This window comes from Caulobacter sp. CCNWLW153 (assembly GCF_036889365.1).
Classification (GTDB): Bacteria; Pseudomonadota; Alphaproteobacteria; order Caulobacterales; family Caulobacteraceae; genus Caulobacter; species Caulobacter radicis.
This window is the reverse complement of record NZ_JBAKFV010000012.1, coordinates 18198-42462: the sequence shown is the minus strand read 5'-3', so window position 1 is coordinate 42462 and position 24265 is coordinate 18198. Positions and strand designations below refer to the sequence as shown.

Here is a 24265-nt window from a genome sequence, read left to right as displayed (position 1 = left end):
AAAGGGCGGCGGATTGCTCCGCCGCCCTTCGTCTTGAGGATCCGAAGGTCCCTAGTTGTTGGCGATGATCACCGAGGCGATGATGCCGGTGGCGATGGCCGCCAGGACGTACTGGTCGTTCACGCGCTGCCAGCGGTAGCCGCGGGGCGGCTGGCGCAGGCCGTGACGGCGGTAGTCCTTCACGTAGTAGCTGTCGCCGCGATAGCGGGAGTCGAGGCGTTGGCCCTTGGCCCAGCGGCGATACTCGCGACGGTCCTGCTTGCGCTCGTAGCGGGCCTGGTCCTTGCGGCCCTTCTCGTAGGCGCGCTGCTGCTCGTAGCGGTCGTGACGGTCGTCGTGGCGGGGCTGGGCCATGGCGGTCCCCGACAGGGCGGTCCCGGCCAGCAGCGAGGCGGCGACGGCGGTGATGATGAGACGTTTCATGACAAGTCCTTTCCCTTCGATGCCTCCACCTTAGTGAGGTCGATTTGGACTGGTGATGAACGAAGCAACTCAGGAACGGTTCATGTTTCTTTCATGAAACATTGTAGCTATACACGATGAATACCGGTTGCGGCCGATCTGCTTTTCGCGCGTTGAGGGTGCATGCTGCTCAAGCTCCGCCTCGATCCCCGCCGCAACCTGCCCCTGCTGCTGAAGGCCGCAAGGCGCGAAGTCGCCGCCACGGCCGCCCTGCTGGTGGCCGGCCTTGGCCTGCTGGCCTTCCTGAACATCGCCGACGAGGTGGCCGAGGGCGACACCCGCGCGCTCGACTTCCAGATCCTGCAGGCGCTGCGCGTGCCCGGCCAGCCGCACCAGCTGATCGGTCCGGAATGGCTGCACACGGCCGCCGCCGATGTCACCGCTTTGGGCTCGGTGACGGTGCTGACCCTGCTGGTGCTGCTGGCCCTGGCGATCTGCGCCAGCCTGCGCCGCTGGGCCGAGGCGCTGGTCGTCGTCGTGGGCGCGGTCGGCGGCGTCAGCATCAGCCAGGGGCTCAAGCACCTTTTCCTGCGCGAGCGGCCGGACCTGGTCTATCGCGCCGTCGAGGCGGCCAATCCCAGCTTTCCGTCCGGCCACGCCATGCTGTCGGCGGTGGTGTTCCTGACCCTGGGGACGCTGGCGGCGCGCTTTGCGCCCCGGCGCCGGGTCAAGGCCCTGGCCCTGGCGGCGGCGGTGTTCTTTTCGGTGCTGGTGGGGCTCAGCCGCGTCTATCTCGGCGTCCACTGGGCCAGCGACGTGCTGGCCGGCTGGTGCGTCGGCGCGGCCTGGGCCATGGCCTGCTGGCTGGCGGCCTGGGGTTGGGCGCGATTTTTCCGCTCGCCGCTGGCGGAGACCTGAGACCCTCCCCCTGATGGGGGAGGTGGCCCGAAGGGCCGGAGGGGGAAGTTCCTGCTGACGTCGAGGCGGTTGCTGGCTAACAGACCACATCCCCCTCCGTCGGCTTCGCCGACACCTCCCCCTTCAGGGGGAGGATTGTTCCAGCCTGGCTTTCAGCGTTTCCAGGTCGCGGGTCACGGCGGCGGCGTCGCGCTCGAAGGCGGCGTCGTCCATGTCGGACAGGCGAAAGAGGGTGAGCGTCACCTCGGCGCCGTCGCCGTTGGCCACGACGCGCAGGGGCGCCGAGATCTCGGCGCCGTCCGGCAGGGTCACCCAGTGGTCGAGGACGCCGAAGGGGTTGGCCGGCGAGAAGCGCACGCGGGCCTCGCCGGCGGGGGTGTCGGCGATCCAGACGCCGTCTTCGTCGGAAGCCCGGCGCAGGCCGTCGCCGATGCCGGCGGCCCATTCGGCCATGGTCTCGGGATCGGCCGCATAGGCATAGACGGCGTCGGCCGGGCGCGCGACGCCGATGGTGATCGGGCGGCAGGGATGCAGGGTCATGCGAGGGGCCTCGTCATCGGCGGAACGCGCCGGCGGGCCGTCCTCGCGGGATCAGGCGCGCAGGATCAGAAGAGGACGGTGGCCAGGGCGATGAGGCCGGCCCAGAGCGCGATGCTGGCGCCGACGACGGCCACGCGGCTCCAACGAACTCGGCGACGCGGCGACGCGCTGTCGTGGCGCGCGCCCATGCTGAGATAGGCCATGTCTTCCTCCCCCGCCTCTGTTCTCCCTTGGGGGCGAGAGCGGGCGGTTTCATTTGATACGATCTCCTGGGTTGCAACGCTTGGCAAGAGCAACAGAGCCACGGACTCACAAAAATGTGCGTTCCAACACAGTGACTTGTGTCGACCAGCCGACTTCATCGCCGGCGGGCGGCCTCAGATCGAACCCGTCCCATGATATGGACGGCCGATGACCTGGTCCTCGTCGCCTTCCCAGGCCTCGTCGTCGGGCATCGAGACGTTGGCGTCCCAGTGCTCGGCCTGGCTGGCGCCCGATCCGCTGTCGGTGTGGCGGACGATGGCGTCGATGTCGCGGGCGTCGCGCGGGGCGGTTCCCGGCGGGATGGTCGCCGTCTCGGCCGGGCTCAGCGCATCGTTCTGGAAGTCGACGTGCTGGGGATAGAAGGCCAGGCGCCCGGTCAGGCGCTCCATGCCCGGCAGCGGGGCCTCGTACGACCACACGGCGTCCTCGATGATCTGGCCGTCGCGATAGATCGTGTAGTAGCTGGCCGAGCCCTTGTAGGGGCAGCGGGTGGTCTTGTCGGATCGGCGCAGGAAGGCCATCGCCACGTCGCCGCGCGGGAAGTAGCGGACGGGCGGATAGTCGGCCTCGCGCAGCACCAGGACGTCGTCGCTGTCGGCGATCTCGTGACCTTCGAACAGCACGCGGACCCGGCCGCTCTCGCGGGCGCAGGTGATCGGATGGTTGGGGTCTGACGATTGCATGGGCGTTCCCCAGGCGTTGAGGGTGTCGTTGCGGAACTTGCAGCCAGTGAAACGCGCGGCGCGCCCCAACCGCTCCCTCCCGGCAAGCCTTTGCTTGTGAAACGGAAAGCCGCGTGATCTTCTCCCCGCGAACCGGGGAGGGGAGGGCGAAACGACCGTTGGCGTCGCCCTATCTGACTTAAATACAGTCAAGGTCGAGAATGAATAGCATTGTCGTTGTCGCCGGCATTCTCGTCACATTGGTGACGGGCCTGCCGGTCTTTTTGCAGCTCATCAAGGAACACCCGAAAGGGTTGATCATCCTGTTCTTCGCCGAGATGTGGGAGCGGTTCTCCTACTACGGCATGCGGGCCATCCTGATCTTCTATCTGACGCAGCACTTCCTTTTCGAGCCGAAGGTCGCCAACGGTCACTACGGCTCCTACACCTCCCTCGTCTACCTGCTGCCGTTGATCGGCGGCTTCCTGGCCGACAAGTGGCTGGGCACCCGCAAGGCCGTTGCCTTCGGCGCGATCCTGCTGGTCGCCGGCCACCTGGCCATGGCGGTGGAAGGCAAGCCCGCCACCCAGACCCTGACCTATGCCGGCCAGACCTACCAGTTCCAGGCCGAAGGCCGTGGCGGTGAACGGGTCGCCAAGCTGGTGGTCGCGGGCAAGCCCTACGACGTCTCGGCCACCAAGGCCGGCGACTTCGAGATCAAGGACCTGCCGGCCGCCGCCCCGCTGCCCGCCGTGCTGCCCAAGGGCCAGTACCAGCTGGGCGTCGAGGGCCGTGACCCGACCTACCTGAACATCTTCTGGCTGGCGCTGTCGCTGATCATCGTCGGCGTCGGCTTCCTCAAGCCCAACATCTCGACCATCGTCGGCCAGCTGTACCCGCAAGGCGACCCGCGTCGCGACCCGGGCTTCACCCTCTACTACTACGGCATCAACCTCGGCTCGTTCTGGGCCTCGATCCTCTGCGGCCTGCTGGGCATCAAGGTCGGCTGGTGGGCGGGCTTTGGCCTCGCCGGCCTGGGCATGCTGGCCGGCTTCGTCGTCTTCGTGCTGGGCAAGCCCTGGCTGCTGGGCAAGGGCGAGGCGCCCGAGCCCAAGAAGCTGAAGGAGAAGGTCGCCGGTCCGCTGACCCGCGAGCACCTGATCTACGCCCTGTCGCTGCTCGGCGTGCTGGGCGTGTTCTTCCTGGTCCAGCGCAGCGCCATCGTCGGCGTGACCCTGGTGGCCGGCATGATCGGCTCGATCGGCTACGTCCTGTGGTTCATGTTCGCCAAGGTGCAGAAGGTCGAGCGCGAGCGCCTGGCCCTGGCCCTGTTCCTGATCTTCGGCGCGGTGGTGTTCTGGACCCTGTTCGAGCAGGCCGGCTCGTCGCTGAACCTGTTCGCGGCCACCAACGTCAACCTCAACCTGACCTCGGCCCCCGTGCAGTGGTTCGGCGGCGCGGTCACCTTCGCCACGCCCGCCCAGCTTGCGGCCGCCGCCATCGACCCGGCCCGCACGCTGTGGATCGATTCCAGCTTCAACGCCGCCCAGACCCAGGCCCTGAACGCCGGCTGGATCCTGATCTTCGCTCCGGTCTTCGCGGCGCTGTGGACCTTCCTGGGCCGCCGCGACAAGGACCCGAACCCGGTCGTCAAGTTCGGCCTGGCGCTGTTGCAGGTGGGCCTCGGCTTCCTGGTGCTGCAGTGGGGCTCGACCTTCGCCGACGGCGCCTTCCGCATGCCGCTGTTCTTCCTGGTGCTGATGTACATGCTGCACACCACCGGCGAGCTGTGCATGTCGCCCGTGGGCCTGTCGCAGATGACCAAGCTGTCGCCGGCCTCGATGGTGTCGTTCATCATGGCCGTGTGGTTCATGGCCGTGGCCATCGCCCAGTATGTCGGCGGCTTCATCGCCGGCCTGACGACGGTGGAAACCGTCGGCGGCCAGGTGCTGGACCCCGAAGCGGCGCTGCGCACCTCGCTGCAGGTGTTCAACGTCATCGGCCTGATCGCCGCCGGCATCGGCGTGCTGTTCCTGATCGCCTCGCCCTTCCTCAAGAAGTGGTCGCACGGCGCGGACGAGCACCACGCCGCCCCGACCGACACGGCCACGGTCGCCGACTGATCTTCGCGATCCGTCCTGAAGACGAAGGCCCCGGAGCGATCCGGGGCCTTTTCTTTTACTCCTCCACCGTGAAACGGGGGAGGTGGCGCGGCGCCATCGGCGACGTGACGGAGGGGGCGAGGGACAGAGCGCGGAGCCCAGTCTCGCCCCCTCCACCGGCTGGGCCGGTCCCCCTCCCCCGCGGGCGGGGGAGGAGATGGACTTTCGTTTTCTTTCCCCTCCTGTCGGGTTTCGCACAGTCGCCTGTTCAGCGGTCGCGCGAAGTGACGCCGATGCACGTCAGGGTCGCGCTCGCGGCCGAACGGGGAGACGGCCATGGGAACGACCTACACGATCTTTGGCGCCGGGCCGGCGGGCCTCTACACCGCCTGGCGGCTGGTCACCGGCGGCAAGGCCGTCGCGGGCGACACGATCCAGCTCTACGAGTGGGGCGACTACGCCTTCGACGGGCCGGGCTCGGGCACGCGCCTGCCGGCCGGCCGCATCGTCACCCACTTCTGCAACGACGACCCGCGCCAGTCCTATATCGAGGCCGGCGGCATGCGCTTCATCCAGTGGGACGCGACCAAGAGCGAAGGCCACCAACTGGTGACCCTGACCATCGAGAAGCTGGGCCTGGCCGGCAAGATCATCGACTTCAACACCACCGACAATCCGCTGCTGTTCCTGCGCGAGGAGCACATCTACCAGAACGACCTGGCGACCCATCCCGCGCCCTACAACACGCCGGGCAACAACGAGCAGCCGGCCGCCACCCTGTTCTCGAACATCTCGGCCCTGATCACCGGCGACGCGCCAGTGAAGACCCGCGCCCAGCAGTGCGCCTTCTACGGCTCGGGCCGGCTGCCGCCGACCTTCAACTCGTTCGTCTATCCGCCGGGCTCGATCGCCGGCAACATCGGCTACTGGAACGTCTTCTACGACCAGGCCGGCAACGAGGGCTACGAGTACGCCGCGGACGCCGGCGGCTACACCTCCAACGTCATCAACTGGAACGCCGCCAACGCCGCCGTCTACAACGGCGAGTTCGCGCCCGGCGGGGCGTTCAAGACCCTCAGCGGCGGCTATTCCCAGGTCTTCGTCGAGCTCTACCAGCAGACCCTGAAGGCGGCCCAGGCGGCGGGCGTGACCTTCGAGCTGACCCAGCGCACCCGCCTGCACTCGATCTGGCTGGAGGGCGAGACGGTCAACTACCGCCTGGCCAGCGCCGAGACGCCGTTCAAGGGCGGGGCGGTGCAGACGACGGGGAACGCCTTCCTGGCCATGCCGCCGGCCTCGCTGGACCTGGTGGCCGAGGCCACGCAGTACGCCGACATGCCCGACGGCACGCTCGACATCCTCAACGCCGAGGGCGTGCAGCTCTATATCGACGGGGTGATCCGCCAGCCGTCGATGCGGGTGATGCTGTTCTTCGACCGTCCGTGGTGGAACGATCCCAGCGTGCCCTATCCGCCCAGCCTGACGGGCGCGCCCAACACCTTCGGCCCGACCATCACCGACCTGCCGCTGCGCCAGGTCTACTATTTCGGCGACAACAGCGACGGCGCGGCCAACCCCGCCTACGGCGTCCTCGCCTCGTACGACGACATGCAGTACGTGCAGTTCTGGCAGGAGCTGGAGGTCGACGTCACCGAGCGCCGCAAGGTGCCGATCGACCAGGACCACCAGGTGCTGTTCGGCCCGCGCAAGGCCACCGACACCATGATCCGCATGGTGCTGCTGGAGCTGGCCAAGGTGCATTGGGGCGATCCGAACGCCGCCCACCAGATTCCGTGGCCGGTCGAGGCGATCTTCAACGACTTCTCGCTGAACCCGTTCGGCGCCGGCTACCACGCCTGGGCCGCGCACTACGACATCTGCGACGTGATGCAGCGGATCCGCCAGCCGACGGGCCTGGTGCCCGGGGCAGCGGCGGCCAACCTCTTCATCATCGGCGAGGCCTATTCCAACGACCAGGCCTGGGTCGAAGGCGCCTTCTGCACGGCCGAGTCGGTGCTGGTCGACTATTTTGGAATGACGAGCATCGCCGACACGACCAACTACCCGCTGATCTGCAGCTGCGGGTGAGGGATCAGGCGGCGGCCGAGGCCGCCGCCGCGTCCTTGGCCGCCTGCACCTTGGGCTGGCGGGCGGCGACCAGGAACGACAGGATGATCGCGGCCACCCCGATCAGGGCGGTGTAGATGAAGAAGGCCACATAGCCCGCCCCCATGGCCTGGCCGCTGACGCCCAGCTTGGCGCCGGCCGCGGCGAAGGTCTCGGGCGGGGTGCGGGCGAACAGGCCCTTCAGGCCGGCCAGAGCGCCGTGCTCGGCGGCGGCGGCCGAGGCCTCGACGATGCGGCCCGACTGCGAGGCCACCAGCTTGCCCGGCAGGGCGTAGAGCGACGAGAACAGGGCGTACTGGGTGGCGGTGAAGCCGGCTGTGGTCAGGCTGGACATGTAGGCGATCAGGGCCGTGCCGGCGATGCCGCCGCAGATGTTGTCCAGGCAGATGCTGGTGAACAGCATCGGCACGCTGTGGCCGCTGACGGCCAGGACCGCGAAGCCCAGGTTGCTGATCGGCTGGGCGAAGGCGCCGATGATGAGGGCCTTCATCAGGCCGAAGCGGGCGACGATCACCCCGCCCAGGAACACGCCGATCATCGAGGCGATGATGCCGAACACCTTGCGGATCTCGGCGATCTCGGTGAGCGAGAAGCCCATGTCCCGATAGAACGGGTTCATGATGTTGAGCACGAAGTCCGACACCCGGTAGATGCAGATCGCCGCCAGGATCAGGCCGGCGACGCCCGAGAAGCGGGTCATGAAATCCTTCAGCGGCGAGCCCAGGGCGGTCGACAGGTAGACGCCGGGCTTGGTGCGCAGGCCGGGGATCGGCCAGGCGGCCAGCACGATGACGCCGAGGCCCGTGAGGGCGCCCAGCAGTTGCAGCCAGACGCCGTTGGGCTTGGCCTTCCAGGCTTCGGCCAGGGTTTCGCCGCCGACGATCTTCGACAGCAGGTCGGCGTCGCCCGCCAGGCCCGACCCCAGGATCAAGGCGCCGAACGCGATGATCGCCAGGCGCGCCAGCCACTCGAGCACCACCAGGGCCTGGGGCTGGGCGACGTCGTCGGTATGGATCGGGCGGATCGTGTGGGCCGCCTCGCGCGGGGCCCACAGGGTGGCGGCGACGCCGATCAGCACCGCCAGGGCCATCAGCGCGTAGGAGAAGTTCCAGCCGAAGCGCTCGGCGAGAATCAGCGGCACGGCGCCGGCCACGACCATGGCTCCGCGATAGCCCCACTGCACGGCCACGGCCATCGGGCCCTGGCGCTCGGCGTCGGCCACTTCGATGCGCCAGGCGTCGATGACGATGTCCTGGCTGGCGGTGAAGAAGCCGGTCAGCACCGCCAGGGCGGCCAGCAGACCCAGATTGGTAGCGGGGTTCAGGGTCGAGATCGTCCATAGACCCAGCATGATCCCGGCCTGGCAGACCAGCATCCAGGCGCGGCGATGGCCCAGCAGGCCGTGCAGCACCGGGATCTTCGTGCGGTCGATCAGCGGCGCCCACAGGAACTTCAGCGAGAACGACAGGGTGGCCAGGCTGAAGAAGCCGATCACCGCCAGCGACAGGCCCGAGTCGCGCAGCCACAGCGACAGGGTGTCGAAGATCAGCATGTAGGGCAGGCCGGAGGCGAAGCCGAGGCCCAGCAGGGCCAGCGCCCTGCGCTCGCCGAACACCGCCAGGGCGCCGGCCAGGCTCTTCCTGGGCGCAGCGGTCGCTTCGCTCTTGCTCTGCTCGGTCATGGTCTTCCCCGGAGTGGACGGGGAGGCTGGGACCGTCCCGTCAGCCGGCGACCTTGGCGCGCGTCGCGTCGTTCGTCCAGCGGCGCGGGCGGTCCGGACCGGTCCAGCGGGAAAGGGCGTCGCGCAGGGCGGCGGGGGTCAGCGGCTTGACCAGGAAGTCGTCCATGCCGGCCGTCAGGCACTGGCGGCGGTCCTCGTCGAAGGCGTCGGCGGTCAGGGCCAGGATCGGGGTGTCGACGCCCTTGGCGCGGACGGCGCGGGTGGCCTCCAGGCCGTTCAGGCCTGGCATGCGCAGGTCCATGAACACCAGGTCGTAGGTCCCGCGCGACAGGGCGGCCACGGCCTCGTCGCCGCTGGCGATGCGGTCGACCGTACAGCCTTCGCGCTCCAGCAGGGTGCGGGCCAGGAGGGCGTTGATCGGATTGTCCTCGGCCAGCAGCACGCGGGCGCCCGGCGCGGCGGCCGGGGCGATGCGGTCGTCCTGCGCCTCGGCCGGGGTGACGATGGCTTCCAGCGCCGCGTCGATCGGCTTGGCGCCCAGCACCTGGGCGGCCAGCGAGGTGCGGCGCAGCGGCTTGATCAGGTAGCCCGAGAAGCCGGCCTTGGAGAGGTTGGGGATCAGGTCGCGCTGGTCGGGGGTGAGCATGGCCACGGCGGCGCGGCCGGCGGGCGCGGCCAGCGGACCGGCCAGGGCCGCGTCGACCAGCAGCACGGTCTGGGCCGGCAGGGTCTCGACCTTGTCGAGGCCCGCGAGGTTCTTCACCCAGGCGCCGCTGGCGATGGCCTGGGCGCCGACCGCCTCGCGGACCACGGGGTTGGGCGAGACGACGGCGACGAACCGGCCTTCCAGCGGCGGGGCCGCCGGGACCTCGTGATGGCGTTCGAACGGGGCCTCGAACCAGAAGTCGGCGCCGCCGCCGGGGTTTTCCGCGACGCCGGCCTCGCCGTCCATGGCGCCGGCCAGGCGGGCGACGATGGCCAGGCCCAGCCCCGCGCCGCCCAGCTGGGCCTGGTGCGACGGGTCGGTCTGGACGAAGGCCTCGAAAATCTTCTCGCGCGCCTCGGGGGCGACGCCCGGACCGGTATCGGCCACCGAAAAGCGCACGCGGCCGGCGCCGGCGTCGCGGGCGGTGATCAGCACGCCGCCTTTTTCGGTGAACTTCACGGCGTTGCCGGCGAAATTCAACAGCACCTGGCGCAGACGGCCTTCGTCGGCCAGCAGCGGCGGCAGGCCGCGCTCGACCGCCCAGGCGATCTCGATGCCCTTCTCGTGGGCGCGCGGGCTCATCAGCTCGGCCACCTGGCGCAGCAGGTCCTCGGGCGAGACGGGCGCCAGATGCAGCTCCAGCGCCGTGGCGCCCAGGCGCGCGAAGTCCAGCACGTCGTTGACCAGGGAGAGCAGGTGGTCGCCGCTCTCGCGCAGGGCCGCGACATAGGAGCGCTGCTCGGCGGTCAGGCGGGTATTTTCCAACAGACGCGCCATGCCCAGCACCCCGTTCAGGGGCGTGCGGAACTCGTGGCTCAGGGTGGCCAGTTGCTCGGCGGAGACGGCGTCGCGGGTCTTGGTCATGGCGCGGGAGTGTAGGGCGCGGGGGTTAAGGGGCGGTGGAGGCGGGGGCGATGCTTCAGGAACCTCCCCCTGTGGGGGGAGGCGATCGCGTAGCGATCGGTGGGGGGAGTAATCAGAAAATCAGCCGGCTTCCCGGAAGCTGAAGATGGCCCCCCGCCGGCCTTCGGCCGCCTCCCCCACAGGGGGAGGTTCCTAGACTACCCCCTCCATCTCCCCCGCGGTGCTCGTTCGCCGGTGCGCCAGGGCTTCGGCCACGTGGACCCGCTTCACCGAGCCCGCGCCTTCGAGGTCGGCGATGGTGCGGGCCAGGCGCAGGGTGCGGGTCCAGCCGCGGGCGCTGATGCGGCCGGCTTCGGCGGCGCGGGTCAGCAGGGCGCGGCCGGCTTCGTCGAGGGCGCAGATGCGCTCCAGCAGTTCGCCCTCTGCCCGGCCGTTCAGCGTCTCGGGCGTTCCGGGCATGACGTCTTCGGCGCGCTGCGCCTGAAGCCGGCGGGCGGTCGAGACCCGAGCGGCGACCTCGGCCGAGCCCTCGCTGGCGGCGGGCAGGGCCAGGTCGGCGGCGGTGACGGCGGGCATGTCGACGGCCAGGTCGATGCGGTCCATCAGCGGCCCTGACACCCGGCCCTGATAGTCGCGGATGCAGCGCGGGGCCTTGCCGCAGGCGCCGCGCCCGGCCCCGCCGTGGCCGCAGCGGCAGGGGTTCATCGCCGCCACCAGCTGCACCCGGGCCGGATAGCGGATGTGGGCGTTGGCGCGGGCGACCATCACCTCGCCCGTTTCCAGCGGCGCGCGCAGGCTGTCCAAGGCCTGGACGCCGAATTCAGGGAGTTCATCAAGGAACAGCACGCCGTTATGAGCCAGCGACACCTCGCCGGGCTTGGCGCGCAGGCCGCCGCCGGTGAGGGCGGCCATGCTGGCGCTGTGGTGCGGGCTGCGGAACGGCCGGGCCCTGGTCAGCGCGCCCCTGGCGATCAGCCCGGCCACCGAATGGACCATCGAGGTCTCCAGCAGTTCCTGCGAGGTCAGCGGCGGCAGCAGGCCGGGCAGGCGCTGGGCCAGCATCGACTTGCCCGAGCCCGGCGGGCCGACGAACAGGAGATTGTGGCCCCCGGCCGCGGCGATCTCGAGCGCGCGCTTGCCCTGCTCCTGGCCCTTGACGTCGCGCAGGTCTTTCGCCCGCTCCCCCTCGATCACCGGGCCGGGCGCGGGGGAGCCCAGGACCTGACTGCCCCGGAAGTGGTTGATCAGCGCCACCAGCGAGCGGGGCGCCAGGATCCGCGTGCCGCCGGCCCAGGCCGCCTCGGGCCCGCAGGCCTCGGGGCAGATCAGTCCCAGCTCCATGGACCCGGCCGCCATGGCCGCGGGCAGGGCGCCGGCGCAGGCGACGATGCGGCCGTCCAGCGACAGCTCGCCCATAGCCGCCCAGCCGTCGAGCGCGTCGGGCGGGATCACGCCCATGACGCCCAGCAGGGCCAGGGCGATGGGCAGGTCGAAATGGGTGCCTTCCTTGGGAAGGTCGGCGGGGGCCAGGTTGGCGACGATGCGCTTGCCCGGCATCGACAGGCCAAGGCCGGCGAAGGCGCCGCGCACCCGCTCTCGGCTTTCGGCCACGGCCTTGTCGGGCAGGCCGACCACGGCGAAGGCGACGACGCCGCCGGTCAGCTGCACCTCGACGTCGACGCGGCGCGCCTCGACGCCCTCGAACGCAACCGTGACGACCTTTGCCGCCATCGCTCCCCCTGAAACAACGTTCGACTTATCCACAAGCCAAGCATGGCTGTCGGCTCGGAGCAAGAACGAAAAATGAACGTTTCAGGAAAGTGTGACGATTCAGTCGTCTACGGCGACTTCCTCAAGCAGGGGTTGATCGGATGGTTTCGATCCGATCCCAGAGCACCGCAGCGGCGTCGATGCCGCTGAACCGCTTGAGCTGCTGGGCCCCGGTGGGCGAGGTGACGTTGATCTCGGTCAGGTAGTCGCCGATCACGTCGATGCCGACGAACAGCAGGCCGCGCTTCTTCAGTTCCGGGCCGATGATGGCGCACAGTTCCTTGTCGCGGGCGGTCAGCTCGACGGCCTCGGCGCGGCCGCCGACGCGCAGGTTCGAGCGCACCTGTCCGGCGGCCGGCACGCGGTTGATGGCGCCGACCGGCTCGCCGTCGACCAGCAGCACGCGCTTGTCGCCCTTGCTCACGGCCGGGACGAACTTCTGGGCGATGACCTGCTCGCGGCCGATCATGGCGTGCAGCTCCAGGAGGGCGTCGAGATTGGGATCGTCCGCCAGCAGACGAGCCACGCCCGAGCCGCCGCCGCCATAGAGGGGCTTGAGCACGATGTCGCCGTGGCGGGCGCGGAAGTCGTAGATCGCCTCGTGGTCCGACGTGATCAGGGTCGGCGGCTGCACGCCCGGGAAATCGGTGACGAACAGCTTCTCGGGCGCGTTGCGCACCTCGGCCGGGTTGTTCACCACCAGCGTGTGCGGATGCACCTTCTCCAGGAAGTGCGTGGCGGTGATGTAGGCCATGTCGAACGGCGGATCCTGGCGCATCAGCACCACGTCGACGTCGTCCTTCATGTCGAGCAGCACGGTCTCGCCGAGCTTGGCGTGGGCGCCCTTCTCGGCGAACACCTCCAGCGGCTGGGCGCGGGCGAAGACGCGGCCGTCCTCCAGCGACAGCTTGTCGGGCGTGTAGAACCACAGCTTGTGGCCGCGGATCTTGGCTTCCATCATCATCAGGAAGGTGGTGTCGGTGTCGATGTTGATCCCCAGGACGGGATCCATCTGGACGGCGACTCTCAGCGACATGACGACTCCGGATGTTGGTTCGCGCCGCACAGGTACACGGTTCTCGGGCGCAGGTGTCTAGTTAAGTCGAAGCGGCGCGATTGCGAGGGGCGGTGCGTGAATCCTTCTCCCCATGCGGGAGAAGGTGGCGGCGCAGCCGGCGGATGAGGGGTCTCTCAGAACTGACCGTGGCGCCTGATCGATCCGCCTGTCGCGGCTGATAAGGCTTTTCGACCCCTCACCCGACCTCCTTCGGAGGCCACCCTCTCCCGCAAGGGGAGAGGGATCAGTTCAGCCTCAGCCGCACCCGCTCCCGCGCGGCCCGCGCGGCAATGGTCGCTCCCCCATCCAGCGTCTGGGCGCGGGACAGCGCCTGCAGGGCCCCGGCCAGGGCGCCCTGGCCCTCGCGGGCGGCGGCGACGTCGAGCCAGGGGTGGTGGTCGGTGGGGTCGAGCAGGGCGCGGCGCAGGGCCGAGCGCTCGGCGCGGGCCCAGTCGCGCGACTGCTGGGCGCGGGCGAAGATGTTGTTCTGCAGGCGGATCAAGACGGCGCGGTCCGAGATCGGGGCCATCAGCTGGTCCAGCCTTGCCGCGACGTCGGGCATCAGGCCGGTGCGCAGGGCGCGGCGTGACAGCTCGGACGGCAGCACCACCCGGCCCTCGCTGAACGGATCCAGCGCCAGGGGGCCCTCGTCGGTCTCGATGCGCAGCAGGAAGTGACCGGGGAAGTCGACGCCGTTGACGTCCAGCCCCACCTCGCGGGCGGCGTGGATGTAGAACACCCCCAGCGCCACCGGCAGGCCCTTGCGGCGCTCGGCGATGGCGATGACGTCGGCGTTGTCGGGGTGGTCGTAGGTCAGAAGGTCGCCGGTCAGGCGCAGGTCGCCGGCCATGGCCTCGGCGATGGCCTCCTCGGGCGACTCGCTCTGCATGCGCGCCTTCAGGCGCTCGACCGCCGAGCGGGCCAGATCCAGGGCCGGCTGCTCGTCGCGGTCGGGGTCGTCGTGCGCGGCGCAGGCCAGGGCCGCCTCGAACAGCGGGAAGGCTTCGTCGTCGAGCTCGCCGGCGCGGGTCAGGGTGGCTTCGGCCTCGTCGCGGGTCATGCGAAGGCCCTCCCGTCATCCGGCCAGGCGTCGGGCACGTGGCGGGGCGGCCGGCCGGGCGTCATCGCCAGCAGGTCCAGGCGCACGGCCATGCCCTTGAGGCCGGCGCGCGTCGCCGCGGCCAGCGCGCCGGCGCGGCGCAGGCGCATCCGTTGTTCGAAGCTCACCGCCTCCAGCGCCGCCTCCAGGCTCGTCCGACTCTTGACCTCGACAACGATCAAGACGCGTCCGCGTTGCGCCAGGATGTCGATCTCGCCCGCCCGGGTCGCCAGGCGGAAGCCCAGGATGCGGTAGCCCTTCAGCATCAGCCAGGCCGCCGCCCAGGCCTCGGCGCGCCGGCCCGAACGTCGCGCGGCCGCGCCGCGGACCTTGCGGATCTCGCGCAGCGGCGGGGCCGTCATCCGGCCTCCTTCAGGGCCAGGGCCTGGCGGTAGAGGTCCTTGCGCGACAGGCCCAGCGCCTTGGCCACCTCCGACGCGGCCTCGCCCAGCGGCAGGCGGGTCATGGCCTCGCGCAGGGCGGCCTCGGCGTCGTCGGCGCTGGCGGCCTTCTCCTCGCCAGGGCCCACCAGGATGACGATCTCGCCCTTGGGGGCCTCGAAGCGGGGATCGACGGCCAGTTCGCCCAGCGGACCGCGCACGCAGGTCTCGTAGAGCTTGGTCAGCTCGCGGCACACCGCGCCCGGACGATCGGCGCCGAACACCGCGGCCATGTCGGCCAGCGTGTCGTCCACCCGCGAGGCGCCCTCGAAGAAGATCAGGGTGGCGCGGACGTTGGCGAATTCCTCGAAGAAGGTGCGGCGGGCGCCGCTCTTGGGCGGCGGGAAGCCGGCGAACAGGAAGCGGTCGGTGGGCAGGCCGGCCAGGGTCAGGGCCGCCAGGGCCGCCGAGGCGCCGGGGATCGGGAACACCGGATGGCCGGCCGCGATGGCCTCGCGGGCCAGGCGGTAGCCGGGATCCGACACCATCGGCGTGCCGGCGTCCGACACCAGGGCCACGCGCTCGCCGGCCGCCAGGCGCTCCAGGATCGCCGGGATGGCGCGCTCGGCCACGTGCTCGTCGTGGCGCTCCAGCCTGGTGCGGATCGAGTAGGCCGACAGCAGCTTGCCGGTCACCCGGGTGTCCTCGGCCAGCAGCAGGTCGCAGGCGGCCAGTACGTCGAGCGCCCGCAGGGTGATGTCACGCAGGTTCCCGATCGGCGTAGCGACCAGGTAGAGGCCGGGCGCGAGCGGGGCGTCGGACAGGACGGGCGGGGGAAGCAAACGGCTCAAGCGGCGGTACTTTCCGTTGAGTGGGCCGGGCCAGGGCCCGTGAAGCGAGACGTTATCAGGTCGCGAGCACGCCTGTCAGCCGGTCGAGGAGCAATCGGCCTTGGCGCGTGGCGCGCAACCTCGCCGGGTCATCGACCAGAAGTCCCGCCTCGACCAGCGATTTCACCTTGGGCGTGTCTGGCGACAGGTCCAGAGCGGCCATCTCGGCGAAGGCGACGCCGTCGTCGATGCGCAGGCCCAGGAGCAGGCGCTCCTCGGCGGCCTCGACGGGGGTGAGGTCCTCGCGCTCGAAGCCGGTTCCGTCTTGGGCCACGGCGGCGATGTAGTCGGCGATCCTGGCGCGGGCGGTGGTGGCGACCTTGCCGCTCTCCAGCGTCAGGCGGCCGTGGGCGCCGGGGCCGACGCCCACATAGTCGACGCCCCGCCAGTAGACGAGGTTGTGGCGCGAGCGGGCGGCCGGGCCGCGGGCGTGGTTCGACACCTCGTAGGCGTCGAAGCCCGCGGCCTCCAGCACCTCCTGCGTGGTTTCGAACAGCTGGGCGGCCAGGTCCTCGTCGGGCGGGACGATCTTTCCCCGGCCGACGGCGCGGTCGAAGGCGGTGCCGGCCTCGATGGTCAGCTGGTAGGGCGAGACGTGCTCGGGGCCGAAGGCCAGCATCTGCGCCAGTTCCTCGCGCCAGGCCGCGTCGGTCTGGCCCGGGCGGGCGTAGATCAGGTCGACCGACAGGCGCGGGAAGAGGCGCGCGGCCGTGGCGATCGCCCGCCGGGCCGAGCCGGCGTCGTGGTTGCGGCCCAGCATCTTCAGCGAGGCGTCGTCCAGCGCCTGGACGCCCAGGGACAGCCGCGCCACGCCCGCCTGGGCCAGCGCCTCGAAGCGGCCGGCCTCGGCGTCGGTGGGATTGGCCTCGAGGCTGATCTCCAGGTCGCCGTCCGGCGTCCACAGGGCCTTGGCCGTCTCGATGACGCGGGCGACGGCCGCCGGATCCATCAGCGAGGGCGTGCCGCCGCCGAAGAAGATCGACAGTAGGCGGCGCGGTCCGGTGAGGGCGCGCTGGGCGGTCATGTCGGCGATTATGGCGTCGGCCAGCGCCGCCTGCTCGTCCGTCCGGCCCCGGTCGCGCACGACGTTGAAGTCGCAATAGGGGCAGATGCGGGCGCAGTAGGGCCAGTGGATGTAGAGGCCCAGGGGAGGCAGGCCGTCACTCAAACAGCGCCGCCTTCAGCTTCTCGAAGGCCACGGCGCGGTGGCTCATGGCGTCCTTCTGGTGCGGCTCCATCTCGCCGAAGGTCTGGTCGTAGCCGTTCGGCACGAAGATCGGATCGTAGCCGAAACCCTTGTCGCCGCGGGCCGGGAACACGAGGGTCCCGTGCACCTCGCCCTGCACCACCACCGCCGGGCCGCCGTTCGGCCAGGCGACGGCGAGCGCGCAGGTGAACCAGGCGCTCATGTCCTCCGAGCCCGTCTCCTCGATGCGCTCGGCCACCTTGTCCATGGCCATGGCGAAGTCCTTGCCCGGACCGGCCCAGCGGGCCGAATAGATGCCCGGCGCGCCGTCCAGCGCGGCGACCGACATGCCGGAATCGTCGGCCAGGGAAACCTCGCCCGACAGGTCGGCGGCGTGGCGGGCCTTGAGCAGGGCGTTGCCGACGAAGGTCGTCTCGGTCTCGTCCGGCTCGGGCAGGCCCAGCGCGCCGGCGGCCAGAACTTCGAAGCGGCCGTCGAGCAGGGCGGCCAGCTCCTTGGCCTTGCCCGGATTGTGGGTGGCGGCGACGATCTTCTGGCCGTTGATCAGTTTCAGGGTCATCGCACACTCCTCGGACGGAAACCGAGCGTGTTTAGACCTCCGCGAGGCCCGCGCCGCAAGGGCGGATCATTGCGAAAGTTTAATATCGTTTATCGATAAGCGACATTGTTCGATGGCCAAGGACCGGCGATCCTGGCGACATCGAGGAAGGCCCCGCGCCGGCCGTCGATCCGCCCCTGTCCGGAACCGCAAGATGACGCTGCCCCGTCTGTTCAGCCTCCTGGAATCCTCGGCCGTCCGCCTGGCGACCCTGGTGCTGATCGCGGGTCTTCCGATCTCGGCCGTGACGTTCCTGGCCCACACGCTCTAGACTTCAATCCCGCGGCCGCCTGGGGAGGCGAGTCGCTGTTGGCGGGGACACAAGCCCATGCGCGCCTTGGGGCCAGGCTCGGTATCGAGCTTCCTGAAGATCATTCTCGACGTCAGCTACTACGCGCTGTGGGTCTGGGTCAGTTTCCTGGCCCTGGTGACGGTGCTGGTGCTGCTGCTCAGCTTCAATCCGGACCTGCTGGCCTCGATGCTGCCGGCCGAGGCGGCCGGCATGCTGCGCAAGTACGGCGCCGGCGCGGCCGTGGCCCTGGGCGGCTGGGCGCTGATGTCGGGCGGCTGGATGGCCATCGTCGAGCGCCTGCGCAAGATCTTCGCCACCATGATCCTGGGCGACCCGTTCCACCCCGACAACGTGCGGCGCCTGCGGGTGATGGGCGTGGTTCTGGCCTGCCTGGAGATCGGCCGCTACGTGCTGTCGGCCCTGACCCGCATCCTGGTTGGCGGCGAAAAGCCGTCCGAGGGATCCTTCACCCTCACCGCCTGGTTCTCGGTCCTGGTCGTCTTCGTCCTGGCCGAGGTCTTCCGCGAGGGCGCCCGCCTTCGCCGCGAAGCCGAACTGACCATCTGATCGCGAGCTTCGCATGTCCATCCGCGTAAATCTCGACCGCGTGCTGCTGGAACGCCGCATGTCGCTGACCGAACTGTCCGACCGCGTCGGGGTGACGCTGGCCAACCTGTCGATCCTGAAGACCGGCAAGGCGCGGGCCATCCGCTTCTCGACGCTCGACGCCCTGTGCCGCGAGCTGGGCTGCCAGCCGGGCGACCTGATGACCTTCGAGCACGGTCCTGGCGACGGCGGCGAAGGCGACGGGAGCTGACGCCAGCCTTGCGAACCCGGCGGGCGGGCCACACCTGTGGCCCATGCAAATCGTCTGTCCATCCTGCGGGGCGGCCAATCGCCTGCCCGAAGACCGCGACCCCGCCGCGGCCAGGTGCGGTCGCTGCAAGAACGCCGTCTTCACGGCCATGCCGATCGAGGTCGACGCCGCCGGGCTCGACCGCCACCGCCGCCTGACCAAGGGCGCGGCCGTGCTGCTCGACGTCTGGGCTCCGTGGTGTGGACCCTGCCGGGCCATGGCTCCCAACTACGCCGCCGCGGCCGGCAAGCTGGAGCCGGGCGTGCGCCTGCTGAAACTGAACTCCGAAGCCCACCCGGCGCTGGCCTCGGCCTTGGGCGTCAGCAGCATCCCCGCCCTGATCCTGTTCCGCGACAATGCGGTGGTCGCCCGCTCGGCCGGCCTGATGAGCGCGCCGCAGATCGTCGACTGGACCCGTCGGGCGCTGGGTTGAGTTTCCCCTCCCCCTTGATGGGGGAGGGGCAGGGGTGGGGGTGACTGCGGCGGTTGGCGCTTGGCGTAAGGGCCTACGTGGTGGATCACCCCCATCCCCGACCCTTCCCCCATCAAGGGGGAAGGGAGCATTTGGAGGGAAGGTCCAAGATGATCGAACGTATCGGCAAGGCGGCGCGGTGGAGCGACGCGGTGGTCTTCAACGGCGTGGTGTACCTGTCGGGCCACGTGGCCGAGGAGACCCGCGGTCAGTCGGTGCTGGAGCAGACCAAGGAAGTGCTCGCCCAGATCGACGACACCCTGGCGCAGGCTGGTTCCAGCAAGGACAAGCTGCTCAGCGTCACCATCTACTTGGCCGACATGGCCGGCTTCGACGAGATGAATCAGGCCTGGGACGCCTGGGTGGACAGCGACAACCCGCCGGCCCGGGCGACGGTGGAAGCGCGGCTGGCGCGGCCGACCATGGCGGTCGAGATGACGGCGATCGCGGCGCGCTAGGACCGGTCTCGATCACACCTGGCGCGAGGGCTCGACCTTCGCAACCGAACGGCTAAGGTCCGCCGCGCGAGGCGTGGGGAGAAGTCGACATGTCGGACGGGCTTACTCGGCGCGAGATCGCAGGCGCGGTCCTGGCCGGCGCGGGGGCCTTGGCGTCGGCGGAGGGCGCGAGCGCGGCGGCCGATCCCCTGGTCCTCGACGACGCCAGCGGCCTGAACGCCACGCGGGTCGCCCGCCTCGTGCAGGCCAGGCCCGACAAGGCGCTGGTCGAGGCGCTGCGGCGCGAGCTGAAGGACGCCGCGGCCGCCGGTCGCCCGGTCTGCGTCGGCGGCGCGCGCCACTCGATGGGCGGGCAGAGCCTGGCGGGGGGCGGAACCGCCGTCACCTTCGATACGGGCGGCTGCGCGGCCGACGCGGCGAGCCTGACCTATCGCGCCCATGCCGGGACGCGCTGGCGCGACGTGATCGCCGTGCTCGACCCGCTGGGTTTCGCGCCCAAGGTCACCCAGTCCAACAGCGACTTCACCCTGGGCGGGACGTTCAGCGTCAACGCCCACGGCTGGGCCGCGCCTCTCGGGCCAATGGGCTCGACGGTGCGGGCCGCCACCCTCCTGCTGGCCGACGGCCGGGTGGCGCGGTGTTCGAGAGAGGTCGAGCCCGAGCTTTTCGCCCTGGCCATGGGCGGCTACGGCCTGGTGGGGGTGATCCTGGACCTCGAGGTCGAGATGGCGCGCAACACGAGCCTGGCGCCGCGCTACGAGGAGATGCCCGCGCGGGACTTTGGGGCGCGCTTCGCCGGGGCGGTGAAGGCGCCGGGCGTGGTCATGGCCTATGGCCGGCTGTCGGTGGCCCGGCGCGACTTTCTGGAGAAGGCGCTGATGGCCGTCTACCGGCCGGTGGAAGTTGCGCCCAGGCCGCTGGCCGGCGGCTCCGAGGCCATGGCCGGGGTCGCCCGCCAGGTCTATCGCGCCCAGATCGGCTCTGACGCCTGGAAGGAGACGCGGTGGTGGGCCGAGACCGAGCTCAAGCCGCGCCTGGAGCCCAAGGTCGTCACCCGCAACGCCCTGATCGCACTGCCGGTCAGCGCCCTGGCCGGCCACGACCGCCGCCGCACCGACATCCTGCACGAATACTTCCTGCCGCCGGACGGGCTGGCCGGCTTCCTCGAGGACTGCCGGCGGATCATCCCGAAGTCGGGCCTGGAGCTCCTGAACATCACCCTGCGCTATGTCGCGCCGGACCCGACCAGCGTGCTGGCCTTCGCGCCGGGCGAGCGGGTGGCCGGCGTGATGTCGTTCTCGCAACCGAAGACCGACGCGGCCGAGGCGGCGATGCGGGCGATGACGCAGGGGCTGGTCGACAGCGCCCTGGCGCACGGCGGGTCGTTCTACCTGCCCTACCGGCTGCATGCGCGGCCCGACCAGATGGCGCGGGCCTATCCGAACCTTGCGCGGTTCGCGGAGACGAAGCGGCGGCTCGATCCGGGCGGCCTGTTCCGCAACGCCTTGTGGGATCGGTATTTCGCGAACGTCGCCTGAGGCGGCGGCAAGCCGGTGAAGCTTCCGGTTGACGCGAGCGCGTGCGGGTTGAAAAAGCGGACGAACTTCGTGGAGGGCGGCTTGGCTTTGGGACTGAACATCGCGGGCGTCTGTCCGGCCTGCCAGGCGGGCGGCGTGACCTTCAGGTGGACGCAGTGCTTCAACCGGCGCGCCGTCACCCGATGCGGCAAGTGCGGCAAGGCCCTGGAGTCCAGGCTCTCGCTCGTGGCCTACCTGCTGATGATCTTCTATCTTCAGGTCTGGGCGATCGTCGGCGCGATAGCGCTGTTCATCACCGTGGCCGGCGGGGCATGGCTGCTGGCCTGCGCGATCCTGGCCGCCTTCTACCTGACCGTCGTGCTGCCCGCCAAATGGCTGCACAGCCTGGATGTCAGGCCCTACAGCCCCCTGGCCGTCTGAGCGGCGAACGACCCCGGTCGTCCGCCGCCCGAGCGGTCTTACTTCCCGCCGATCGCGGCGCGCTGGAAGGCGAACAGCTCGCCGATGCCCTTTTCGGCGAGGCCGAACAGGGTGTCGAACTCGCCGCGGGTGAAGCCGCGCTTCTCGCCGGTGGCCTGGATCTCGACGATGTCGCCGCCGCCGGTCAGCACGAAGTTGCCGTCGGCCTCGGCGTTTGAGTCTTCCTCGTAGTCGAGGTCGAGGACAGGCGTGTCCTTGAACACGCCGCAGGAGACGGCGGCCACCTGGCCCAGGATCGGGTCGGCCTTCAGCACGCCCTCTTCCAGCAGGTAGTTGGTGGCCAGGCGCAGGGCGACCCAGGCGCCGGTGATGGCGGCGGTGCGGGTGCCGCCGTCGGCCTGGATGACGTCGCAGTCGAGGCTGATCTGGCGCTCGCCCAGGGCCTTGAGATCGACGACGGCGCGCAAGCTACGGCCGATCAGGCGCTGGATTTCCTGGGTGCGGCCGGTCTGCTTGCCGGTGGCGGCCTCGCGGCGGCCGCGGGTGTGGGTGGCGCGGGGCAGCATGCCGTACTCGGCGGTGACCCAGCCGGCGCCCTTGTTGCGCATCCAGCCCGGAACGTTCTCCTCGACCGTGGCGGTGACCAGCACCTTGGTGTGGCCGAAACCGATCAGGCACGAGCCTTCGGCGTAGCGGTTGACGCCGGTCTCCAGGGTGACGGCGCGAAGCTGGTCGGGGGCGCGTTCGGACGGACGCATGGGCAAACTCCGGTCTTTGAGGCTCCAGGGGAGCCGAAGGGTCTGGTCGTATCTGAAGGCGCCGCTTATCCTCCCCCGAACGGGAACCTCCAAGTCCCCGCTCGATTTTTTCGACATCCGTTCCTATCTCGAAGGGCCATGACGCAGCTTTTTCCGGGACCGATCGCTCGGACGCCCGGCCTGACCGAGCTGGACGCCCGCGCCCGCGACATCTTCCGCCGGGTGGTCGAAGGCTATCTGGAGACCGGCGAGCCGGTCGGATCGCGCACCCTGTCCAGGGGCGGCGTGCAGCTGTCGCCGGCCTCGATCCGCAACACCATGCAGGACCTGGCGCAGCTTGGCCTGCTGGATGCGCCCCACACCAGCGCCGGCCGGATGCCGACGCATGCGGGCCTGCGGATGTTCGTCGACGGCTTTCTGGAGGTCGGCGACGTCGGCGAGGACGAGCGGCGCGAGATCGAAAGCCGCCTCTACGCCAAGGGCCGCACGTTTGAAGAGGCGCTGAACGAGGCCTCGGCCATCCTGTCGGGCCTGGCCGGCGGGGCCGGCATCGTCGTCACGCCGGTCCGCGAGGGCGGGGTCAAGCACGTGGAGTTCGTGGCGCTGGGCGGCGGCCAGACCCTGGCGGTGATGGTCTTCGAGGACGGCACGGTCGAGAACCGGCTGATGCGCGGCGGAGCGGGACTGACGCCCTCGGCCTTCCAGGAGGCGTCGAACTTCCTCAACGCCCGCCTGCGCGGCCGCACCCTGACCGAGGCCAAGGACGAGATCCGCGCCGAGCTGGAGACGGCCCGCCGCCAGCTGGACGAGACCGCAGCCCGCCTCGTCGAGGACGGCCTGGCCGCCTGGGGCGGCGGGGAGGGGAGCGAGCGGGCCCTGATCGTGCGTGGCCGCGCCAACCTGCTGGGCGACGCCGCCGCCCGCGAGGACCTGGAGCGCGTGCGCCAGCTGTTCGACGACCTGGAGCAGAAGGGCCAGCTGATCGGCCTGCTGGACGACGTGCGCGACGCCGAGGGCGTGCGCATCTTCATCGGGGCCGAGACGCGACTCTTTTCGCTTTCGGGTTCCTCCGTGATCGCGGCGCCCTATATGACGGGGCGACAGAAGGTGCTGGGCGCGATCGGCGTGATCGGCCCCACGCGTTTGAACTATGCCCGGGTGATCCCGCTGGTGGACTATACCGCCCGCGTGCTCGGCCGGATGATCGATGGATGAGGACTGTTTGAAATGACCGACGAGCAAACGCCGGCCGAAGACGTCGCTTTCGAAGCCGAGGACCTGGCGCAGGAAATCGAGGCCCTGAAGGCCGAGATCGCGGCGATGAAGGACCAGGCGCTGCGCTATGCGGCCGAGGCCGAGAACGTCAAGCGCCGCGCCGAGCGCGAGATGAACGACGCCCGCGCCTACGCCATCCAGAAGTTCGCCCGCGACCTCTTGGGCGCGGCCGACAACCTGTCGCGCGCCACCGCGGCCAGCCCGCGCGATTCGCAGGACGCGACGGTGAAGAACTACATCGTCGGCGTCGAGATGACCGAGAAGGAGCTGCAGGCGGCCTTCGAGCGCAACGGCCTCAAGAAGGTCGACCCGACCAAGGGCGAGAAGTTCGATCCCCACCTGCACCAGGCGGTGATGGAGCAGCCCTCGGACGAGGTCGCCGCCGGCGGCGTCGTCGCGGTGCTTCAGGTCGGCTACGAACTCTTGGGCCGCCTCGTGCGCCCGGCCATGGTCGCCGTCGCCGCCAAGGGCTCGACCGGCCCGGCCCCGGCCGAACCGGCGGCCGCCGCGGCCAACCCCTACGCCGCTTCGGGCGAGGAATCGGGCGGGTCGTTCGACACCAAGGCTTGATGAAGAGGCCCTCTCCGAAAGGAGGGGGCCTTTTTCCTTGGGGGCTTTGGGTGGGCCGCAGGCATCGGCCCTCTATCCGTAAAACCCCCGCGAAAGCGGGGTTTTACGGTTTAGGGGCAGCCCCTAAGCCGCCGCCTTCTCTTTCCCCACCTTGCTCCAAACCCGCTCATGCAGGTTGAACGCGACCGTCTGGACCATCGGTTCGACGATGCCCACGGCCAGGGCCACGCGCCAGTCGCGGGTCAGGGCGTAGGCGACGGCGATGGCCACCGTCAGGTGCATGGTGGCGTAGGTGGCGGTCTTGAGGGCGAGGCGCATGATGCGATCTCTTGTTGCGATTGATTATCAATATAAGAAAT

The 24265-nt window shown here is 70.1% G+C and carries 25 protein-coding genes and 1 pseudogene; 11 read left to right on the top strand and 15 right to left on the bottom strand.

What is annotated here, in order from left to right; translation table 11 throughout:
- Positions 1-51: 51 nt before the first annotated feature.
- Positions 52-423, bottom strand: a complete 372-nt coding sequence (locus tag V6S85_RS18010; protein WP_116566032.1) for an RcnB family protein — start codon at positions 421-423, stop codon at positions 52-54.
- Positions 424-585: 162 nt separating this feature from the next.
- Here V6S85_RS18010 and V6S85_RS18005 point away from each other — a divergent pair, with 162 nt between their 5' ends.
- Complete coding sequence (locus tag V6S85_RS18005; RefSeq protein ID WP_334349798.1) at positions 586-1320, top strand: phosphatase PAP2 family protein; 735 nt, start codon at positions 586-588, stop codon at positions 1318-1320.
- A 123-nt stretch (positions 1321-1443) separates the two neighbouring features.
- Here V6S85_RS18005 and V6S85_RS18000 read toward each other — a convergent pair whose 3' ends face one another.
- From V6S85_RS18000 to V6S85_RS17990, 3 genes are all read right to left on the bottom strand, one after another.
- Positions 1444-1860, bottom strand: a complete 417-nt coding sequence (locus V6S85_RS18000; protein WP_334349797.1) for an SRPBCC family protein — start codon at positions 1858-1860, stop codon at positions 1444-1446.
- A gap of 65 nt (positions 1861-1925) precedes the next feature.
- Entirely contained in the window at positions 1926-2063 is a 138-nt protein-coding gene (locus tag V6S85_RS17995) for a hypothetical protein (protein ID WP_165828757.1), read from the bottom strand.
- A gap of 174 nt (positions 2064-2237) precedes the next feature.
- Positions 2238-2807: a DUF427 domain-containing protein gene (locus V6S85_RS17990; protein ID WP_116566212.1), complete on the bottom strand. Its 570-nt coding sequence runs from the start codon at positions 2805-2807 to the stop codon at positions 2238-2240.
- Between the two features lie 200 nt (positions 2808-3007).
- Here V6S85_RS17990 and V6S85_RS17985 point away from each other — a divergent pair, with 200 nt between their 5' ends.
- Entirely contained in the window at positions 3008-4909 is a 1902-nt protein-coding gene (locus V6S85_RS17985) for a peptide MFS transporter (protein WP_116566026.1), read from the top strand.
- A gap of 315 nt (positions 4910-5224) precedes the next feature.
- Positions 5225-6976: a hypothetical protein gene (locus V6S85_RS17980; protein WP_334349796.1), complete on the top strand. Its 1752-nt coding sequence runs from the start codon at positions 5225-5227 to the stop codon at positions 6974-6976.
- Positions 6977-6980: 4 nt separating this feature from the next.
- Here the strand turns inward: V6S85_RS17980 and V6S85_RS17975 are convergent, their stop codons facing one another.
- The 9 genes from V6S85_RS17975 to rdgB form a co-directional block, all read right to left on the bottom strand.
- Positions 6981-8696, bottom strand: coding sequence for an AmpG family muropeptide MFS transporter (locus V6S85_RS17975; protein ID WP_334349795.1), 1716 nt, complete (start codon positions 8694-8696; stop codon positions 6981-6983).
- A gap of 40 nt (positions 8697-8736) precedes the next feature.
- The gene (locus tag V6S85_RS17970; RefSeq protein WP_116566020.1) at positions 8737-10266 is read right to left on the bottom strand and encodes a response regulator; all 1530 of its coding nucleotides are present in this window, start codon (positions 10264-10266) and stop codon (positions 8737-8739) included.
- Between the two features lie 192 nt (positions 10267-10458).
- Positions 10459-11997 carry a YifB family Mg chelatase-like AAA ATPase gene (locus V6S85_RS17965; RefSeq protein ID WP_334349794.1) on the bottom strand — a complete coding sequence of 513 codons (1539 nt, stop codon included), beginning with the start codon at positions 11995-11997 and terminating at the stop codon, positions 10459-10461.
- Positions 11998-12118: 121 nt separating this feature from the next.
- On the bottom strand, positions 12119-13072 hold the full coding sequence (gshB, locus tag V6S85_RS17960; RefSeq protein ID WP_101716777.1) for a glutathione synthase: 954 nt from the start codon (positions 13070-13072) through the stop codon (positions 12119-12121).
- A gap of 265 nt (positions 13073-13337) precedes the next feature.
- Positions 13338-14153 carry a SirB1 family protein gene (locus V6S85_RS17955; RefSeq protein ID WP_116569080.1) on the bottom strand — a complete coding sequence of 272 codons (816 nt, stop codon included), beginning with the start codon at positions 14151-14153 and terminating at the stop codon, positions 13338-13340.
- Positions 14150-14554, bottom strand: coding sequence for a YraN family protein (locus tag V6S85_RS17950; RefSeq protein WP_116569081.1), 405 nt, complete (start codon positions 14552-14554; stop codon positions 14150-14152). Before V6S85_RS17950 ends, V6S85_RS17955 begins: the two co-directional genes overlap by 4 nt.
- A complete protein-coding gene (rsmI, locus tag V6S85_RS17945) occupies positions 14551-15423 on the bottom strand; it encodes a 16S rRNA (cytidine(1402)-2'-O)-methyltransferase (protein ID WP_334349793.1) in 873 nt (290 codons plus the stop codon). Before rsmI ends, V6S85_RS17950 begins: the two co-directional genes overlap by 4 nt.
- 55 nt (positions 15424-15478) lie before the next feature.
- Positions 15479-16630: a radical SAM family heme chaperone HemW gene (gene hemW / locus V6S85_RS17940; RefSeq protein ID WP_334349792.1), complete on the bottom strand. Its 1152-nt coding sequence runs from the start codon at positions 16628-16630 to the stop codon at positions 15479-15481.
- Positions 16623-17228: an RdgB/HAM1 family non-canonical purine NTP pyrophosphatase gene (gene rdgB / locus V6S85_RS17935; RefSeq protein ID WP_334349791.1), complete on the bottom strand. Its 606-nt coding sequence runs from the start codon at positions 17226-17228 to the stop codon at positions 16623-16625. Before rdgB ends, hemW begins: the two co-directional genes overlap by 8 nt.
- A 367-nt stretch (positions 17229-17595) precedes the next feature.
- On the opposite strand from rdgB, the gene V6S85_RS17930 reads away from it, so the two are divergent.
- The 6 genes from V6S85_RS17930 (at position 17596) to V6S85_RS17905 (ending at position 21303) form a co-directional block, all read left to right on the top strand.
- On the top strand, positions 17596-18126 hold the full coding sequence (locus V6S85_RS17930; RefSeq protein ID WP_116569085.1) for a DUF2975 domain-containing protein: 531 nt from the start codon (positions 17596-17598) through the stop codon (positions 18124-18126).
- Positions 18127-18139: 13 nt separating this feature from the next.
- A complete protein-coding gene (locus V6S85_RS17925; RefSeq protein WP_116569086.1) occupies positions 18140-18376 on the top strand; it encodes a helix-turn-helix domain-containing protein in 237 nt (78 codons plus the stop codon).
- A 43-nt stretch (positions 18377-18419) separates the two neighbouring features.
- The gene (locus tag V6S85_RS17920; RefSeq protein WP_334349790.1) at positions 18420-18848 is read left to right on the top strand and encodes a thioredoxin domain-containing protein; all 429 of its coding nucleotides are present in this window, start codon (positions 18420-18422) and stop codon (positions 18846-18848) included.
- Between the two features lie 149 nt (positions 18849-18997).
- Positions 18998-19345: a RidA family protein gene (locus tag V6S85_RS17915; protein WP_116569088.1), complete on the top strand. Its 348-nt coding sequence runs from the start codon at positions 18998-19000 to the stop codon at positions 19343-19345.
- A gap of 89 nt (positions 19346-19434) precedes the next feature.
- Positions 19435-20883 carry an FAD-binding oxidoreductase gene (locus V6S85_RS17910; RefSeq protein ID WP_334349789.1) on the top strand — a complete coding sequence of 483 codons (1449 nt, stop codon included), beginning with the start codon at positions 19435-19437 and terminating at the stop codon, positions 20881-20883.
- An 81-nt stretch (positions 20884-20964) separates the two neighbouring features.
- On the top strand, positions 20965-21303 hold the full coding sequence (locus V6S85_RS17905) for a hypothetical protein (protein ID WP_334349788.1): 339 nt from the start codon (positions 20965-20967) through the stop codon (positions 21301-21303).
- A gap of 38 nt (positions 21304-21341) precedes the next feature.
- Here the strand turns inward: V6S85_RS17905 and rph are convergent, their stop codons facing one another.
- Positions 21342-22061: a ribonuclease PH gene (gene rph / locus V6S85_RS17900; protein ID WP_101711711.1), complete on the bottom strand. Its 720-nt coding sequence runs from the start codon at positions 22059-22061 to the stop codon at positions 21342-21344.
- A gap of 138 nt (positions 22062-22199) precedes the next feature.
- On the opposite strand from rph, the gene hrcA reads away from it, so the two are divergent.
- On the top strand, positions 22200-23276 hold the full coding sequence (hrcA, locus tag V6S85_RS17895; RefSeq protein WP_116490327.1) for a heat-inducible transcriptional repressor HrcA: 1077 nt from the start codon (positions 22200-22202) through the stop codon (positions 23274-23276).
- Between the two features lie 12 nt (positions 23277-23288).
- A complete protein-coding gene (gene grpE, locus V6S85_RS17890; protein ID WP_334349787.1) occupies positions 23289-23906 on the top strand; it encodes a nucleotide exchange factor GrpE in 618 nt (205 codons plus the stop codon).
- Positions 23907-24056: 150 nt separating this feature from the next.
- Here the strand turns inward: grpE and V6S85_RS17885 are convergent.
- Positions 24057-24224: pseudogene (locus V6S85_RS17885) on the bottom strand (DUF2061 domain-containing protein); the annotation flags it as partial.
- Positions 24225-24265 lie beyond the last annotated feature (41 nt).